The organism is Streptomyces sp. AC512_CC834, from assembly GCF_019049325.1.
In the GTDB taxonomy this organism is placed as follows: Bacteria; Actinomycetota; Actinomycetes; order Streptomycetales; family Streptomycetaceae; genus Streptomyces.
In genome coordinates, this window is sequence record NZ_JAGMUO010000006.1 from 1 (window position 1) to 16,859 (window position 16,859).

The 16,859-nt window shown below is 71.9% G+C and carries 14 protein-coding genes; 8 read left to right on the forward strand and 6 right to left on the reverse strand.

Going from position 1 to position 16,859, the window contains the following annotated elements; all coding sequences use genetic code 11:
* Window positions 1–12: 12 nt before the first annotated feature.
* Window positions 13–1,497 (reverse strand): alpha/beta fold hydrolase, encoded by a 1,485-nt coding sequence (locus KUM40_RS00065; protein ID WP_217161433.1) that lies wholly within the window; start codon window positions 1,495–1,497, stop codon window positions 13–15.
* A 596-nt stretch (window positions 1,498–2,093) separates the two neighbouring features.
* Here KUM40_RS00065 and KUM40_RS00070 point away from each other — a divergent pair.
* Window positions 2,094–2,417 (forward strand): 2Fe-2S iron-sulfur cluster-binding protein, encoded by a 324-nt coding sequence (locus KUM40_RS00070; protein WP_161378564.1) that lies wholly within the window; start codon window positions 2,094–2,096, stop codon window positions 2,415–2,417.
* A 355-nt stretch (window positions 2,418–2,772) separates the two neighbouring features.
* Here the strand turns inward: KUM40_RS00070 and KUM40_RS00075 are convergent, their stop codons facing one another.
* On the reverse strand, window positions 2,773–3,876 hold the full coding sequence (locus KUM40_RS00075; RefSeq protein WP_217161435.1) for a winged helix DNA-binding domain-containing protein: 1,104 nt from the start codon (window positions 3,874–3,876) through the stop codon (window positions 2,773–2,775).
* Between the two features lie 165 nt (window positions 3,877–4,041).
* Between KUM40_RS00075 and KUM40_RS00080 the strand changes: the two genes are divergently transcribed.
* Both KUM40_RS00080 and KUM40_RS00085 read left to right on the forward strand, forming a co-directional pair.
* Complete coding sequence (locus KUM40_RS00080; protein WP_217161436.1) at window positions 4,042–5,268, forward strand: cytochrome P450; 1,227 nt, start codon at window positions 4,042–4,044, stop codon at window positions 5,266–5,268.
* 80 nt (window positions 5,269–5,348) lie between these two features.
* Window positions 5,349–5,657, forward strand: coding sequence for a hypothetical protein (locus tag KUM40_RS00085; protein WP_217161438.1), 309 nt, complete (start codon window positions 5,349–5,351; stop codon window positions 5,655–5,657).
* 64 nt (window positions 5,658–5,721) lie between these two features.
* Here the strand turns inward: KUM40_RS00085 and KUM40_RS00090 are convergent, their stop codons facing one another.
* The 3 genes from KUM40_RS00090 to KUM40_RS00100 form a co-directional block, all read right to left on the reverse strand.
* Window positions 5,722–6,759 carry an NADP-dependent oxidoreductase gene (locus KUM40_RS00090; RefSeq protein WP_217161440.1) on the reverse strand — a complete coding sequence of 346 codons (1,038 nt, stop codon included), beginning with the start codon at window positions 6,757–6,759 and terminating at the stop codon, window positions 5,722–5,724.
* A gap of 41 nt (window positions 6,760–6,800) precedes the next feature.
* A complete protein-coding gene (locus KUM40_RS00095) occupies window positions 6,801–8,090 on the reverse strand; it encodes an MFS transporter (protein ID WP_217161442.1) in 1,290 nt (429 codons plus the stop codon).
* Window positions 8,091–8,298: 208 nt separating this feature from the next.
* Entirely contained in the window at window positions 8,299–9,081 is a 783-nt protein-coding gene (locus KUM40_RS00100; protein WP_217161444.1) for an SDR family NAD(P)-dependent oxidoreductase, read from the reverse strand.
* Window positions 9,082–9,292: 211 nt separating this feature from the next.
* Here KUM40_RS00100 and KUM40_RS00105 point away from each other — a divergent pair, with 211 nt between their 5' ends.
* From KUM40_RS00105 to KUM40_RS00125, 5 genes are all read left to right on the forward strand, one after another.
* Complete coding sequence (locus KUM40_RS00105) at window positions 9,293–10,528, forward strand: CaiB/BaiF CoA-transferase family protein (RefSeq protein WP_217161448.1); 1,236 nt, start codon at window positions 9,293–9,295, stop codon at window positions 10,526–10,528.
* An 84-nt stretch (window positions 10,529–10,612) separates the two neighbouring features.
* On the forward strand, window positions 10,613–12,247 hold the full coding sequence (gene cimA, locus KUM40_RS00110) for a citramalate synthase (protein ID WP_217161450.1): 1,635 nt from the start codon (window positions 10,613–10,615) through the stop codon (window positions 12,245–12,247).
* Window positions 12,248–12,268: 21 nt separating this feature from the next.
* Window positions 12,269–13,309 (forward strand): ketoacyl-ACP synthase III family protein, encoded by a 1,041-nt coding sequence (locus tag KUM40_RS00115; RefSeq protein WP_374227328.1) that lies wholly within the window; start codon window positions 12,269–12,271, stop codon window positions 13,307–13,309.
* Between the two features lie 76 nt (window positions 13,310–13,385).
* Window positions 13,386–14,345, forward strand: a complete 960-nt coding sequence (locus tag KUM40_RS00120; protein ID WP_308401010.1) for an aromatase/cyclase — start codon at window positions 13,386–13,388, stop codon at window positions 14,343–14,345.
* Window positions 14,346–14,438: 93 nt separating this feature from the next.
* Complete coding sequence (locus tag KUM40_RS00125) at window positions 14,439–16,193, forward strand: AMP-binding protein (RefSeq protein ID WP_217161452.1); 1,755 nt, start codon at window positions 14,439–14,441, stop codon at window positions 16,191–16,193.
* 45 nt (window positions 16,194–16,238) lie between these two features.
* Here the strand turns inward: KUM40_RS00125 and KUM40_RS00130 are convergent, their stop codons facing one another.
* Window positions 16,239–16,850, reverse strand: coding sequence for a DNA-binding response regulator (locus tag KUM40_RS00130; protein ID WP_217161454.1), 612 nt, complete (start codon window positions 16,848–16,850; stop codon window positions 16,239–16,241).
* Window positions 16,851–16,859 lie beyond the last annotated feature (9 nt).

Here is a 16,859-nt window from a genome sequence, read left to right on the forward strand (position 1 = left end):
CCGCGCAACGGTTCAGTCGGTGTCGGCGGGGATGTCCGGGCGCAGCGACACACCTCGGCAGACGGTGTGCTCCGCGGGCAGCCGGCCATCCACCAGATAGCGGTGCACGACGGCGTCGACGTGCGCATTGCCGCCGAGTACGTAGATCTCGTGCTCGCCGGAGTCCTCGACCGTCAGCAGCCTGTGGCCCAGCAGTTCGGCCATCGCAACGCCGCCGGCGTAGTGGTCCATCGGGTCCCCGTCGGCCTGGACGACCAGGCCCGTCGGAAAGCCGCCCGGGCGCAGGCGCGTGGGCGGCTCGGCCGGCTGGAACGTTCGGAACGCCCCGACCCAGGGCTGGGCGCGCAGCACTCCGTAGCCGTAGGGGAAGCGTTTTCGGAAGTCACGCATGTCGTTGTAGTAGACTTCCAGGTCGTCGGGCCACTCGTGTTCGAGGGTGACGGCCTCCAACACGGCGACGCGCCGGGTGCCCTCGCCGTCCGCAGCCCGCCAGACGGCCTGCTCGGACAGGAGTTCCGCACAGGCCTCGGGGCCCGCCCCGCCGGGTGCCGCCGCGGCCAGCAGCGCGCCGACGGCCTCAGCGAGTTCCGCCCAGCGCCCGCGGTCGGCGCAGCGGGTCCCCACCGCCCCGTCGAAGAGCGTGCGCAGTCGAACGCCACCGGGTTGGCTCTCCAGCAGGCCGGCAACGCGCTCCACGGCCGAGAGCACCTGTGCGCGCCCGCGGCCGAGGCCGAAGGCGGTGTGGCGCTGTCCGGTCCACCGGGCCCACTGGTTCACGTTGCGGTGCACGGCGTCGCCCTGCCACAGGAACTGTTCGCGCCAGGTCCATCGGGGCCCGACACAGGAGTCGAGCACGCTGCGGTCCAGGTGTGCCGGGAACATGCTCGCGTAAACGGCTCCGGCATAGGCGCCATAGGCGTAGCCGACGAAACTGAGGTGGGTCTCGCCCAGCACCTGGCGCATCACGTCCATGTCCCGTGCGGTGTTCCGGGTGCTGATGTGGGGGCGCAGGGCGCCCCCGGCCCGGCCGCAGGCCAGTTCCCGCTGCCGCATGTCCTCCGCGAGTTGACGGAACGCCGAGTCGGGGGGCCGCGAGTCGAACGGCGCGGTCGGGGTGGTGACCTCGGCGTAGAGCCCCGTCGACGCACCGGTGCCCCGAGGATCGAAGCCGATCAGGTCGTAGACCTGGTGCAGTGCGGTCCCGGCGAACTTCTCCGGCAGGAACCTGCCGAGGCCCCCGTCGCCGCCCGGTCCTCCGTTGACGGCCAGGAGGATGCCGCGGCGCCGTGCGGGGTCGGCGGCGCGCAGCCGGCTGATGGCGAGCGTGATGCGCTCCCCGGACGGCTCCGCGTAGTCGCGGGGCACCTCGATGGTCGCGTACTCGGTGCCGGGAAAGCCTTCCCGACCGGCGAAGGGCTCTGCCGTCCAGCGCGGTCGCTGGGTGTGGAACTCCCGCGGAAGGTGAGCCGCGTCGGTGCCGGGCCAGATGGTTGCCACCTCATGCCTCCGTTCGGATCAGGGTGTCCAGAGTTGCGGATGCGCCTCGAAGCCTCCTGGAACGGCGTCGGACCGTGGCCGGCCGGGTCCCGCTGCGCGGCAGCGGCCGAAACGCCCGCCCGCGCGGGAACGGCGAGTACCGCCGGGAAGCCGAGCCCGGCGCAGCCCGCCGTTTCGAGGAGGGCCGCTCCGCAGGCGGACGCCAGGATCCCCGGGGGCCGCCGCTGTGCCGTGCGCCCCGCCGGGCGGGGGGCGGCGAGGGTGGCCAAGGCCGCCCGACCCCGCCCCACCGCCGAGGTGCCGCGTGGTGTTCTGCGCCCGCAGGCCGGCCCGGCAGGCTCGGGCGGGAGACCGGAAGCGGCGGCCGCCGTCTGGGCGTTGAGCACCACGCCCATGCCGAGGCCGAGCAGCAGCCGGGTCCCCGGCGGATCGGCGGCGGCTGGGTCCTCGTGCGCGCACCCGGCTGCCGGCCGTCGAGGGCCGGCGGCGGCCGGGTCGGGCCCGGCGGCTTCGAGGTCTTCTCGACCGCCCTCCCAGTGGGAGCCGTCACAGTGACCCACTGCACCGGTCGCGCGGCCTGCCACGAGGAGGGCACCATGGCCAAGATCACATACAAGCATCCCGACGGCACGGAGACCGTGCTGGAGGTGACGGCTCCCAACACGGTCATGCGGGGCGCGAAGCTGAACAACGTCGAGGGCATCGTGGCCCAGTGCGGCGGCTCGGCCCAGTGCGGTACGTGCCACGTGTACATCGACGAGGGCAACACGCTGCCGCTTCCCGAGATGCACGAGGCGGAGGACGACGTGCTGTACGGCACGGCCGCCGAGCGCCGGCCCACCAGCCGGCTCAGCTGCCAGCTGCCGGTCTCGGAAGCCATCGACGGGTTGATCGTGCACCTTCCGACGACCCAGGTGTGATGGGTGCCGAACCGGTCGCCGTGAAAGCGGGCCATGCCGGGGAGCAGTGCGGTGCCAGGGTGCGACCGGGCGGCCCTCACCCGGTCGCACCCTGGGGTGCGGTCGTCTCCGGCTCACCGGCGCAGGAACGGTTCTCGGTCCTGTGCTCCCGCGACTCACGCACGGTGGGGGCCGAGTCGGTGAACCGGTCGGCCGACCGCATGATCACACGCCGGCCGCCGGCCGAGGGCGGGTTCGGACCGGTTGCGGACGGCGTCGCCCGTCCCGGCTTCGGCATCCGGCGGCAGCGGACTCGACCCGTGTGAGGGGGAGGGGAAGGGGGCCGGGACGGCCGGAGGCCGTCCCGGCCCTCCCGTCACACGCCGCGCTCCGGGCCGGGTTCGAGGCGGACGTCCCGCCGGTCGGCGTCCGGGAGCACGAACTGCGCCAGGCGCCACGCCTCCTCCGACACGGCCGCCGTGTCGGTCCTCGACATGGTGCGGAACGGGGAGAGAAGCAGCCGGCCGTCCTTGACCGACCATGTGCCGCTCACGAAGCCGTCGACGAGGAAGGTGGGCAATACCCTCGCCTGCCCGGGAGCAACCAGCTTGCGGTACTCGTCGGCGATCACCCGGCTGCGGTTCGCGTGGCCGAGGAGGAGGTTGTCGAACGCGGGCAGGAAGCGCACCGGCGCCGGCCGGTCCGGGTCGCCGGGCTCTTGGGCCTCCGGCACGTCGAACAGCTCCCTGCCGCCCTCGTCGCGGTGGACCCGCAGGCGCGGCCGGAGTTCATCCACCACCTCGCGCAGGCCGCTCAGCCCCGACCACGCCTGCATGTCCTTCACATCGGCCGGGCCGAACGCGGCCAGGTACCTGGTGATCATCGTCTGGATCCGCGGCATCGTCTGCAGCGGCTGCCCGATCCAGTCCTCCGCGAGTGCACACGGCACCGATCCCCGCTTCCCCCACAGCCCACTCGGCGGGGGGTGGACCATCGGCACGAGGAAATGCACGGACACGGCCAGGGCGTTGGCCTTGCGGTCCGGGAAGTGCTCGGCGAGCGCGCTGCCCAGTTCCCGTCGGGTCAGGGCCCGGTCCCTCAGCAACCGCCTTCCGGCGGACGCGAGTTCGGCCAGGTCGAGCCCTTCGATCTCGCGCCGCAGCCCCATCAGCGGAGCGCGGTCCATGCGGGGCTGGAGCAGCGGACGCAGCCAGCGGAAGTCCTCCGCGAGCGCCAGGTGCTGGGTGGTGCGCAAGTGGGCGCCGCGCACGATCCGGCGCTCGTGCAGCTGCGACGACAACGCGTCGTGCGTGAAGCCGGCGATCCGCGTCCACAGGCCCACGTACGGTGCGTCGGGCTCCTGCCCCTGCATCGCAACCAGGTGCTCGACCACCCTGGGCACGGGCCAGGCCACGCGGTCGAGCAGCAACTGGCGTTCCAGCAGGGACCGGTTGAGCGCGCGTTCGGAGAGTAACGGCATGCCACTCATTATCACCGGGGCCTGCCGTCCGCATGCCCTGCCCGCCGTCCATCCCCGCGCTTCATGTGCTGGGGCACGAGCGAAGGTCGAGGGCCGCGGCCTACGTTTTGGGCCCGGGCGCCTGCCGCCTGAGTGGCCATCACCTCCCGACTCTCTGGAGCCGTCATGACCGAGGCCCTGGTCGCCGATCTCACCGGATCGGACCCGAGTTTCACCGCCGACCCCTATCCGCTCTTCGCCGCCCTGCGCGACCGGGGTCCGGTTCACCGGGCCCGCGTCCTGGACGGACGTGACTGCTGGCTGATCACCGACTACGAGCTGGCACGGGCCGCCTTCACCGATCCGCGGCTGAGCAACGACATACGCCATCTCAAGGCGTGGGAGAACCTGGGCCGCAACGTCGTGGGCAAGACCCTGATGCAGGTCGACCCACCGGACCACACCCGGCTGCGCAGGTTCATCGCACGCGAGTTCACGCTGCGCCGCGTACAGGCCATGCGCCCACGTGTCGAGCGGATCGCCCACGAACTGCTGGACACCATGCTGTCGTCCCACGAGGCGGACCTGGTCGAGTCCTATGCGCTGCCGCTTCCCCTGTCCGTCATCTGCGAACTGCTGGGCGTCCCTGAGGGTGACCGCGCGGACTTCCACCTGTGGTCGAGTGATCTGTCGGCGCCGCCGACCCTCGAACGGGGAATCGCCGCGCAGGAGGCGATGACCGCCTATCTGTCCGCTCTGGTGGACAGCAAGCGCAAGGCGGGCGGCGAGGATCTGCTCGGCGCGATGGCACGTGCCGTGCACGACGACGGCGACCGGCTGTCCGCGGAGGAACTCCTCGGCATGGCGTTCCTGCTGCTGGTCGGCGGGCACGAGTCCACGGCGAACGTCATTTCCAGCGGAACGCTCGCCCTGTTGCGCAATCCCGGCCAGCTCGCCGCGCTGCGGGCCGACTGGTCCTTGCTGGAGACGGCTGTCGAGGAGGTCCTGCGGTTCGACGGACCGGTGGAGGTGTCCGCGTACCGCTACACCACCGAGCCGGTGCTCATCGGTGACACCGAGATCCCCGCGGGCGAGGTGGTCCTGATCGGCATGGCTGCCGCCGGGCGGGATGCGCGGCGGTTCGCGGAGGCGGACAGGTTCGATCTGGGCAGGGAGCTGCGCGAGATCCGCGCGCACCTCGCTTTCGGGCACGGTGTCCATCACTGCGTCGGTGCGCCGCTGGCCCGGATGGAGAGCGGTATCGCCCTGCGCGCGCTGCTGGAGCGGTGCCCGCAACTGGCGCTCGCGGTGCCGTACGAGGACCTCACATGGAAGCCCCCCACGTTCCAGTTGCGGGGGCTGCAACGCCTGCCGGTCCGGTTCGGTTTCGCCGGGCCGGCCGGTCGCGGGTAGCCGTGCCGGTGTCCGCGGCAATGGGGGGAGAGCAGCCACAGGGCGGCCCGGCGAGTCCGGTCGGCACCTGGACGGCTCGGGTGAGCCGGCCCGGCGGCGACTCGATCGGCTCGTTCCGTTTCACGGCCCGGGGGCACGCGCTGCTCACCGCCGGCGGAGTCGGTGCCGGGCGCTGGTCCTCGCTCGGGCCGGGGGGCTTCCTGTTCCGTATCACGGAGCCGGTCGTCGACGACCGTGGAGCCTGTGCGGGCTGGGTGGACATCGAGCAGCACGCGAGTCAGCAGGGCCGGTCCTTCACCAGCCGGGGGACGTCCCGGGTCTACGACGCCGACGGCCGACTGGCCCGGACCGTACCGGTGGAGATCCACGCGACGCGCGTCGAGTCCTGACGGCGGGCGGGGTGGTGGTGGCGGGCGCCGGACGGTGCCCGCCACCACGACCCCGCCTTCGCCGTCAGCCGGACGTGATCCGTACGGCGACGTTGCCCCGGTAACGCCCGTTCAGCAGCGCCAGCATCCCCTCGGGGGCTCGAGCGAGGCCGCCATCGAGCGTGGTGTGCGGGAAGACGAAACGGCCCTCGCCGTGCCACTGCGCGAAGTGTTCGTACCAGGCACTGACCTGCTCGGGCGTGTGATAGCAGGCGAACGGCCTGATCTCCAGATGCCGGGTGATGGCCCGCATGAGGTCGAGCCTCGGGTGAGCGGCCCGGCCGCCGCCTATCTGGCCCGCCAGCGCCCCGCACAGGGCGAAACGCGCGTGCGGGGCCGCCGTCTGGACCGCTGCCTCGAACTGCTCGCCGCCGACGTTGTCGAAGAACACGTTGATCCCGTTGGGGGCGAGTTCTCGCAGCCGTTCGACGACGGGTCCGTCGTGGTAGTCGAAGGCGGCGTCGTAGCCGAGTTCGTCGACCAGGTAGTCGATCTTCTCCTTGCTGCCGGTACTGCCGATCACCCGAGCGGCTCCCCGGCACCTGGCGATCTGCCCCGCGAGGGACCCGACGCCGCCCGCGGCGCCGGAGACGAAGACGACGTCCCCCTCGCCCGCCCGGGCGATGTCGGCCATCCCGTAGTAGGCGGTGGGGCCCTGGCTGAGGAAGTACGCGGGGCTCGGGAAGAGGCCTGCCGGGAGCTTGGCGTACGTTTCGGCGGGACCTGCCGAGTACTCCGACCAGCCGCTCATGGAGTGCACCAGGTCGCCGACGGCCAGTTTGTCGCTGGCGGACCGCACCACGGTGCCCACCGCACCGCCGCCGAGGCGTTCGCCCGCCAGGAAGGGCGGGACCGGCAGCTGGCAGCCGGGGCGCATGAGGTCCGCGTAGGCAGCCGCCAGGGACAGGTAGTCGGTGCGCACGAGCACCTCCCCCACGTTCGGCTGCGGGACCGGCGTCTGCACGATGCCGAAGTGGTCGAGCGTCAGCTCCCCCTCCAGCTGTTCGGTGAGCCGGACCTCGCGGGCCGTCCTCGGTATCTCCAAAGCGTTGTGCGTACTCATCGTTTTCCTTCCGTGGTGGTCTGCGGGAGAGCGCCGTCGGCTCAGACGGCGGTGGATGTACCGTCCGCCACCGCGCCTGTCCGTGACTGCTTCGACGGGGAGCGCCCGGGGAACCGGGGCAGCGCGAACGTGAGCAGGAAGGCCGTCACCAGCAGGCAGGCCAACCATCGCAGGGTGTGGGAGAAGGCCACGGGGGCCGGACGGCCGGCATCCAGCAGCCCGAGGAAGGCCACCGGAACCAGGCCTATCCCCAGCGCCGCCCCCAGCTGGTAAGTCGTGTTGCCGAGCCCTGCCGCCAGGCGCAGCTGCTTTGGGGGCACCTCGGCAAGCAACACCGTCGACAGCGGTGCCACCGCCAGTCCCATGCCGCCGCCGAGCAGGACCAGCGTCGGCAGGATCTGCCAGGGCTGGATGTCGGTGCCGTAGTGCTGCGTCTGCCAGCCGTACACCAGGACCCCGGTCAACTGGGTGAGCGCTCCGGCCTGAAGCACTGTGCGCCCGTACCTCGGGAACAGCACGTCTCGCGAGAGTCCGGCGAAGACGGCCACTGCCACACCGAAGAGCAGCATGCACCAGGCGGCTCGCAGCGGGGACCAGCCGAGCCCGGCCTGCATGTGGAAGCACCAGGCGAGGAAGTAGATGCCGCCCAGGGCGCCGTAGAGGAGTTCGACGCCGACACCGACGGCGTAGGTCCGGATGGTGAAGAGAGACGTCACCATCAGCGGGCCCCCACGTCGGCGGCTCCCGGCCCGCTCGTGGCGGACGGGGCCAGTCGTCAGACGGTCCCGGCCTTCGGTGATGCACCGGCGTCCGAGTATCAGACCCACCATCCCGATCGGCATGTTGACCAGGAACACCGAACGCCAGCCGAGGCCGAACAGGTCGCCCTGAAGGAGAGCGGCGCCGACCAGCGGGCCGGCCACCGAACCCAGCCCGATCACCGCGCCGAACAGGGCCACCGCCCTGCCCTGACCGTCGGCGGGTGACACGGCGTCAATGATGAACGGCACCTGCGGAACCATGAGTGCCGCCGCCGCACCCTGCGCCACCCGCGCGGCCACCAGCGCTTCGGGGCTCGGTGCCAGCCCGCCGAGGGCGGAGGCGATGGTGAAGGCTCCAAGGCCGACGAGGAACACCCGCCGCCGGCCGTGAACGCCTCCCAGCCGGGTGCCGGGCACGAGGACGACGGCAAACGCAAGGGCGTAACCACCGGTGATCCAGGGGAGCAGGCCGTAGCGCACGCCGATGTCGGTCCGGATGCTGGGAAGGGCGACGTTGACCATCGTGAGGTCGACCAGGTCCATGAGGCTCGCCGCCATGACCACCGCCATGGCCGACCTGTGTGTCCCGGCAGCCGTCGGTTTCGGAACGGCCGCTTCGACTGCCGCGGAACGGGACGTGAACCTCATCGGCTTTCCCCCTGCTCACCATGGTGTGGAAACCTCGTGAGCCACGCTAGGAGCCATTTAGGCCGGGCAATGTCCGCAATGGGGGGGCGCGCCCGGCCGAACCGCGCACAGGGCTCGGCGCGTTCGCGCCTCAGCGGTCCTGGCCGGCCTGCTCCGCGCCCGTGTCCATACCGCCGTCGACCGTGATGACCTGACCGGTCACCAACGACGCCGCCGGGTCGGCGAGCCGTGTGATCCACGGGGTGATGTCGTCGACGTCCGCCACCCTGCCCAGCGGAATGCCGGCGGTGACCGCGTCGAACAACGCGGCCACCTGCCGCGGTGCCATGCCGTTGGCCTCGTACGCCTCGGTGCGCACGAAGCCGGGGGCCACCGCGTTGACCCGGATTCCGTGGGTGGCTAGCTCCGCCGCCCAGCTGCGGGTCAGGCTGTGCACCCCCGCCTTGCTCGCCGCGTACGCCGAGCTTCCCGGCCCGGGGTTGTGACCGGCCCGGCTGGAGACCAGGACGATGCTGCCGCGCTGCGGGGCCAGGTACGGCAGCAGGTGTCCGGTGACGAGCAGTGGACCCAGGAGGTTGGTGTCCAGCACTTCCCTGACCGTGTCCGGTCCGAGCCCGGCGAGCGGTGTGAAGCGGAAGACACCGGCGTTGTGCACCAGGACGTCCAGCACGCCGCCGCGGCCCCGTACTTCGTCGGCCAGGGCCTGTGCTCCCGCTTCGCTGGTCACGTCGGCGACCACGGGTACAACGGCCGGGTGTTCGGCCGCCACCTGGTCCAGACGCTCCTTGCGACGGCCACTGACGATCACGGTGGTGGCGCCCTGCGCGGCGAAGGCCAGTGCGGTGGCACGGCCCAGGCCCGTGCCACCGCCGGTGACGACGACGGTACGGCCCTCGAAGGTTCGGCCCGGCATGGTTTGCTCCTCGAAGCGGTCGTTGAGAGCGGACCGGCGACTCACTCTTGGGCCGTCGGCCGGAGACGGACGGCCAGCGTGGGCGACGGCGGTTGTGCCCCTCTGGACCTCGAGTGGACTGCTCGCACGGGGCCTTGTCGCATTCGAGCCGCTCTTGACCGGTGTGACAGAGGCTGAACCGTGACGGTGTCACCGACCGACGGAGCCTGTGATGTCAGCATTCGGTGGTTGCTCACCCGCGAGATCGGCGGAGGGCTCCGGGACGAAACCGCTGTTCGGGCTGCGCGTGCTCGAGCTGGCCGGTATCGGCCCGGCGCCCTTCGCCTGCATGCTGCTGGCGGATCTGGGGGCCGAGACGATCCGGGTCGAACGGGCCGACGGCGTGCGTCCCTTCGCCGAGTGGCACCGGGTGCTGGACCGCGGGCGCCGCTCGGTGGCGCTCGATCTGAAACATCCCGACGCGGTGCGCGTCGTGCTGCGACTGGTGCAGCAGTGCGACGTCCTCGTCGAGGGGTTCCGCCCGGGAGTGGCCGAACGTCTCGGTGTCGGACCGCGCCAGTGCCACGAACGCAATGCATCCCTGGTGTATGCCCGGATGACCGGGTGGGGGCAGCAGGGTCCCCTGGCGCAGGCTCCGGGGCACGACATCAACTACATCGCGCTGACCGGCGTCCTGGACGCCATCGGCCCGTTTGGCGGACCGCCCGTTCCGCCGCTCAACCTGCTGGGCGACTTCGCAGGGGGCGGCATGCTGCTCTTCGGCGGCATCCTCGCGGCCGTGCTGGAGCAGCGGCGGACAGGCAGGGGCCGGGTGGTGGACGCGGCGATCGTGGACGGCACGGCACTGCTGATGAGCATGCTGCTGGACATGTCGGGCAGCGGACAGTGGCCGTCCGGCAGGGGCGGCAACCTGCTCGACGGCGGGGCACCGTTCTACTGCGTGTACGCCTGTCGCGACGGGAGGTACGTCGCCGTGGGAGCCCTCGAGGACCGGTTCTTCTCGGCCCTCGTACGGGGTCTGGAACTGGACCCGGACCGCTTGCCGGACCGGTGGGAGCCCGACAACTGGGAGGTGCTGCGGTCGGCGTTCGCGGAGCGCTTCGCCCGGCGTACCCGCGACGAGTGGGCGGCCGCCTTCGCAGGCACCGACGCGTGTGTGACCCCGGTGCTGAACCCTGAGGAGGCGGCCAGTCATCCGCATCTGCGCGCCCGTGGCACGTTTCTGCGCGACGGTGGCTCCCTGCACCCCGCTCCCGCGCCGCGGTACGACGGTGCCGAGCCGCTCCGGCCCGGGCCGGCCCCGGTCGTCGGCCGGCACACACGCGAGGTCCTGGCCGAGTCCGGGTGTTCGGGACGGGAGATCGAACGGCTGCTGTCGTCCGGTGCCGCCCGCGCCGGCTGCGAACCCCCGAACGGCGGGGGGCGGGCGGCGCCCAGCCGCTCTTGAGCGCGACGCGAGCACCCGGCCGCACGCTTCCCGGCACGGCCGACACGACGACCCGGTACCCAACCACCAGCGGAGGACGGGCAGATGGGAACGCAGGACGACTTCCAGTTCTACGACACGACCCTGCGGGACGGTACGCAGCAGGAGGGTCTCGTGCTGTCGGTGGACGACAAGCTCGCCGTGGCGCGTTGCCTGGACAGGCTGGGTGTGGGGTTCGTCGAAGGCGGCTGGCCGGGAGCCGTACCCAAGGACACGGAGTTCTTCCGCCGCGCGGCCACCGAGTTGTCCCTGGCCAACGCCGTGCTGGTGGCGTTCGGTGCCACCCGCAGACCCGGGACGTCGGCCTCCGCCGATCCGCAGGTGCGGGCGCTGCTGACAGCCGGAACCGAGGTGGTGACCCTGGTGGCCAAGAGCCATCCCCGGCATGTGGAACTGGCCCTGCGCACAACGCTGGCCGAGAACCTCGCGGCGATCGGCAGCACCGTGCGGCACCTGGTCCACGCCGGCCGCAGGGTCTTCCTCGACGCGGAGCACTTCTTCGACGGCCACCGGGCCAACCGCGACTACGCCCTGGAAGTGGTGCGCACCGCCGCGGAGGCCGGGGCCGAGACCGTCGTGCTGTGCGACACCAATGGCGGTTCGCTGCCGGACGAGGTGGGCGAGGTGGTGGCAGACACGCTCCGGAGCACGGGTGTGCCGCTCGGCATCCACTGCCACGACGACTGCGGGTGCGCGGTCGCCAACACGATGGCGGCGGTGGCTTCCGGGGCCCGCCATGTCCAGGGAACGGTGCACGGCTATGGCGAGCGGTGCGGCAACGCCAATCTCCTCACACTCGCCGCGAACCTGATCCTCAAGTGCGGCGTACCGGCGCTGCCGCCCGGCCGACTGGACGACCTGGCCGCCGTGGGCCGCGCCGTCGCCGAGATCACGGGACGCTCCCCGGCCGCCGGTGCCCCGTACGTGGGAAGGTCGGCCTTCACCCACAAGGGCGGCCTGCACGCCTCCGCGCTGCGGGTGGACAGCGACCTGTACCAGCACATCGACCCCGCTGACGTCGGCAACGCCATGCGCACCCTGGTGTCGGACATGGGCGGCCGGTCGTCGGTGCTGCTCAAGGCCCGGGAACTGGGCTACGACGTCGCCACCGCACCGGAGGCGGTCGCGCGCCTGGCCACAAAGGTGAAGGAGCTGGAGCACCGCGGCCACAGCTTCGAATCCGCGGACGCGTCCTTCGAGTTGCTGCTGCGCGGGGAGCTGTCCGCGAACCACGGCGTGCCGTCCGTCGACGTCCTGCTGCGGCGCGTCGAGACGCGGGCCGATTGCGGCAACCTGCCGCGGTCCAGCGCCTCGGTCCGGCTGCGGGTGAACGGCGTGCAGGCCGAGGGCGACGGCTCGGGCGACAGTCCGGTCGACGCCCTCGACCGGGCCGTGCACCAGGCACTCGACCCGTGGTTCCCACGGCTGCGGCGGCTGCGGCTTGCGGAGTACCAGGTGCGGCTTCCGGCGGGCGGGTCCGGCGGCCGGGCGACGGCCCGGGTGCTGGCCTCCTTCACGGACGGCCGCGCCCGGCTGAACACCGTGGGGGTGGGCGGTGACACCGATGCCGCCTTCTTTCACGCACTGCTGGACGCGGTGCGGTACGTGCTGACGCCGGTCGGCCGCCCGGGCGGTGGGGTGCGGGCCTCCCGCCAGGAGTCGGCCGCCGCGGCGCACTGACGCAACGAACCCCAGGACGGGATGACCATGCGTGTGGAAGGCATCTACATACGGGCCACCGGCGTCCGGCTCCCGGCCCGGCTTCGGGTGAGCGACGCGGTCGCCGCGGGTGAGTGTCCGCCCCGGACCGCCGAGACCACGGGCGTCGTCTCGGTGGCGCACTCGCCCGGCGAGTCGGCGGCTGAGATGGCGGTCGCGGCCGCCCGCAGCGCCCTCGACCGCGCCGAGGCGCAGGCGGACGACATCGGCCTGATCCTCCACGCCGACACCTACCACCAGGGCCAGGATCTGTGGCCGGTGGCGTCCTACATCCAGCGTGAGACGCTCCGCAACACCTGCCCCGCTCTGGAGATCCGGCAGATGTCCAACGGCGGACTGACCGCGCTCGATCTGGCCGCCGCGTATCTGAAGGCCGCAACCGGCCGCGGTGAGGCGCTGCTGACCACCGCCGACCGGTTCTGTGCACCCGGCATCGACCGTTGGCGCACCGACCCCGGCACACCGTATGCCGACGGAGGTACCGCACTTGTGCTCTCGGCGCGCGGCGGGTTCGCGGCGGTGTCCTCCCTCGCCCTGTTCGCCGACTCCGAACTCGAGTCCCTGCACCGCGGCGACACTCCCTTCTCACCGGCGCCGTTCACCCACGGCATGCCCGTCGACTTCGACGCGGCCAAGCGCTCCTTCGTCGAGCGCATGGGTATCTCGTACGCCGTCGCCCGCAGCAGCGCGGGACAGTACAGCGTTGTCAAGGAGGCTCTGGCGGACGCCGGTATGGAACTCGCCGACGCCGCGTGGGTGATCCTTCCGCACTTCGGCCGCCGTCGGCTCCGGTCCATCTACTACCAGCCGTTCGGTATCGATCCGGGGTGCACCACGTGGGACTGGAGCCGGACCGTCGGCCATCTGGGCGCCGGCGACCAGTTCGCGAGCCTGGACCACCTCGTCGTGTCCGGTCTGGCGGTACCCGGTGACCGCTGTGTCCTGATGTCGGTGGGCGCGGGCTACAGCTGGGGCTGCGCGGTCGTCGACATCCTCGATCGTCCGGCCTGGGCCGCCAGCTGACCTCCACTGCGGCGCGCCCGCTCGATCCCGCCCCTGCAAGACGCCGCTGCGGCGGCCCTGCCGAGAGGAATGTCCTGTGGTGCAAAGCAGCGCGGCAACGACCCATGTCGCGGAGCACAGCGTCAATGTCGCGGCGCCTGCCGCGGATGTCTACGATCTTGTCGCCGACGCCCAGCGCTGGCCCGACGTCTTCGGTCCGACGGTCCACACCGAGGTGCTGGAGGAGACCGAGCAGCACCAGGTGCTGCGGATCTGGGCGTTCGCGAACGGCCGGGTGCGCGACTGGACCTCCCGCAGATCCCTCGACCCGTCGGCCCGCACGGTGACGTTTCGTCAGGTGGTGTCCGCCCCGCCAGTGGCGTCGATGGGCGGCGTGTGGCGGATCGGGGAAACGGCGGACGGCTGCCGGGTGACACTGCTGCACGACTACCGGGCCATCGGCGACGACCCCGAGGCGCTGCGTCTGATCGAGACGGCCCTGGACACCAACAGCGCCGCGGAATTGGGCGCGTTGAAGACCACGGCGGAACGGCTCGCGCAGTTCGCGCAGTTGAGGTTCGGCTTCAGTACCCACCGGGACATCGACGGCAGTCCGCGGGAGGTGTTCGACTTCCTGGCCCGGGCCGAGTCGTGGCCGAGCCGTCTTCCGCACGTCGCCCGGCTCGATCTGCGCGAGGAGGAGCCGGGCGTGCAGCACATGACCATGGACACCTACGGTCCGGACGGTTCCGTGCACACGACGTCCTCGGTCCGGCTCTGCTTTCCCGACCGGGGGCTGATCGTGTACAAGCAGACGGCACCGCCGCCGGTGATGACGGGCCACACGGGGCGGTGGCTCGTGGAATCCGTCCTGGACGACTCGGGCGCACCCGTGGTGCGTGCCACCTCCTGGCACACGGTCGTGCTCGACCCGGATGGCGTGCGCCGGGTGCTGGGACCCAGTACGAGGCTGGCCGAGGCCCGTGCCATGGTCCGTCGGTCCCTCGACGCCAACAGCTCCGCGACCCTGCTCAGGGCCAAGCAGTTCGTGGAGTGATCCTCGGCCGCACGATCACCGCAGGAGACCAGCAGGCGCGTGAGGAGCCCGAAAGCCGCTTCCTTGGGGCTCGGTTGCCTTCCAGGGGGAACGTTGAGGAACGACCGTCCGTATGTCGAGACGATCCGTGAGTGGGCCGTGACGGCTCCTGGCCACCAGGCGCTGGTGTCCGTGGGCGGGAGCGGGAGCGGGAGCGGTGCGAACGCGCCGGTCGAGCGTGTGACCTACGGCGAGCTCGACCGCGGTGCCGCCACGCTGGCCGGCTGGCTGCGGGAGCGCGGCCCGGTCGGTCAGCGCGTGCTGGTGCTGCAGTCCTGTCCCCGGCTCTTCGCGGTGAGCGTGCTGGCCTGCCTGTACGCGGGCGCCGTCGCGGTGCCCGTCGCCGTGCCGGGCGCGAGCCGGCATCAAGCAGACCGCGTGCTCGGTGTCGCCAGGGACACGTCGGCCGGTGTCGTCCTCACGGACATCGCGACGGCTCCGGATGTCTCCGTGCTGCTGGCCCGGCACGGCTACGATCGGATCAGCTGCCTGGCGGTGGAGTCGGTGCCCGACGGCGGGGGGCTGTACACGCCGGTGTCGGACGCCGAGCAGCCGGCGTTGGTGCAGTACACGTCCGGTTCTGCGCGAAAGCCCCGTGGTGTGGTCATGACCCACGGGAACCTGCTGGCCGCCCAGCACCCTGCCGTCCGGGTGCTGGGCACCCGGACGGGCGACCGGATCGGCGGCTGGCTGCCGATCCATCACGGCATGGGCCTGTTCGGACAGCTTCTGCACCCGCTCTGGCTCGCCGGCACCTGCGTCCTTGTGAGTCCGGGCCTGTTCGACCGCCGGCCGGCGGCCTGGCTGGAAGCCGTCTCGGCCAACCGGCTGCGAGTGAGCGCAGCTCCCGGCTGGGCCTACGACCTGTGTGTGCGCCGGGTCGGTGACCGGGAACTGGCCGGGCTGGACCTGTCGGGCTGGGAGAGTGCCGTGAGCGTGCCGGGTCCGGTTCGGCCCGAGGTCCAGCGGGCCTTTGCCGATCGGTTCGCTCCCGCGGGTTTTCGGCCCGACGCGTTCAGGACCTGCTACGGACCGGCCGAGGTGCCCGTGCTGGTGTCCGGTTTCGGACCGGGTGCCGGGGCGGCGGCCCACCGCGCCGTGGACGTGGCGGCACTGGAACGCCGCGAGCTGCGGGATCCGGTCCTCGGCCGTCCGGCCCGCACCCTTGCGGACTGCGGCCCGCCGGTCGGTGTGGAACTGCGCATCGTCGATCCGGTGAGCCTGGAGGTTGTGCCGGACGGACGGTGCGGGGAGATCTGGCTTCGGGGGCCGGCCGTCGCGCACGGCTACTGGAACCGCCCCCGGGAGACCAGCGAGACCTTCGAGGCCCGGACCGCCGACGGTGCGCACGGTTTCCTGCGCACCGGGGACCTCGGCGCGCTGTCCGGCGGGCGTCTGTACGTGACGGGGCGGCTCGAGGACGCCGTCGTGCTGGCCGGCCGCCGGCTGTCCGCCGGTGATCTGGAGCGTTCCGTACGCCAGGTCAGCGATCTGATCGGGGCGGGCGCGGCCTTCGGCGTCGGTGCCGAGCGGGAGCATGTCGTGGTGGTCCTGGAGCTGCGCGGACGGAATCACTACGACGTGGATCTCCCCGCTCTCGTCGGCGCGGTGCGCGCACACCTGGCCGCGGAGTTCCAGCTCACCCCGGGCGCAGTGGTTCTCGTGCGCTCCGGGACGATACGCCGTACGGCCGTCGGCACGGTGCGGTGCGGCGAGTTGCGCCGGCTCCTGCTGGGTGGCGAACTCAAGGCGATCCACCAGCAGATGGGGCGCGAGGTCCGCGAACTCATCGGCGCCGGGGACGCCTGAGCCGTCCGCGGACGCGGTCTTCGCCCGCTGCCCGGGCGCGGGTTCTCAGGGGATCCACCCCGCCTGTTCGGCGATACGGATGGCGTCGACCCGGTTGCGGGCGTTGAGTTTGGTCACGATGGAGGTCAGGTAATTGCGGACGGTCCCCTTGGAGAGGTAGAGGCGTCCGGCTATCTCCTCGGCCTCCGCACCCTGCGCGGCCAGCCTGAGCACTTCCAACTCGCGCCTGGTCAGGGGCGTGTCCTGGACGTCCCATGCGGACAGCGCCAGTTCGGGGTCGATGGCACGCTGACCGGCCGCGACGGCACGAACGGCGTTGGCGAGCCGGTGCGGTTCGGAATCCTTGAGCAGGAAACCGGAGACCCTGGCCTCCAGGGCCCGGCGCAGGGTGCCCGGGCGGCCCAGCCCGGTGAGCATGATGGTACGGCAGCTGGGCAGTTCCCGATGGAGTTCCGTCGCCGCGCTCAGCCCGTCGATCCCGGGGAGGCTGATGTCGATGACGGCGACGTCCGGCAGGGTCCTGAGGGCGGTCGGCACGATCGTGTCCCCGCGCCCGACCGCGGCCACCACTTCCAGGTCCCATTCCATTTCCAGCAGGGCGACCAGGGCCCCCCGCAGCATGGAGACGTCTTCGGCGATGAGGACTCTGACGGACATCGTGGCCTC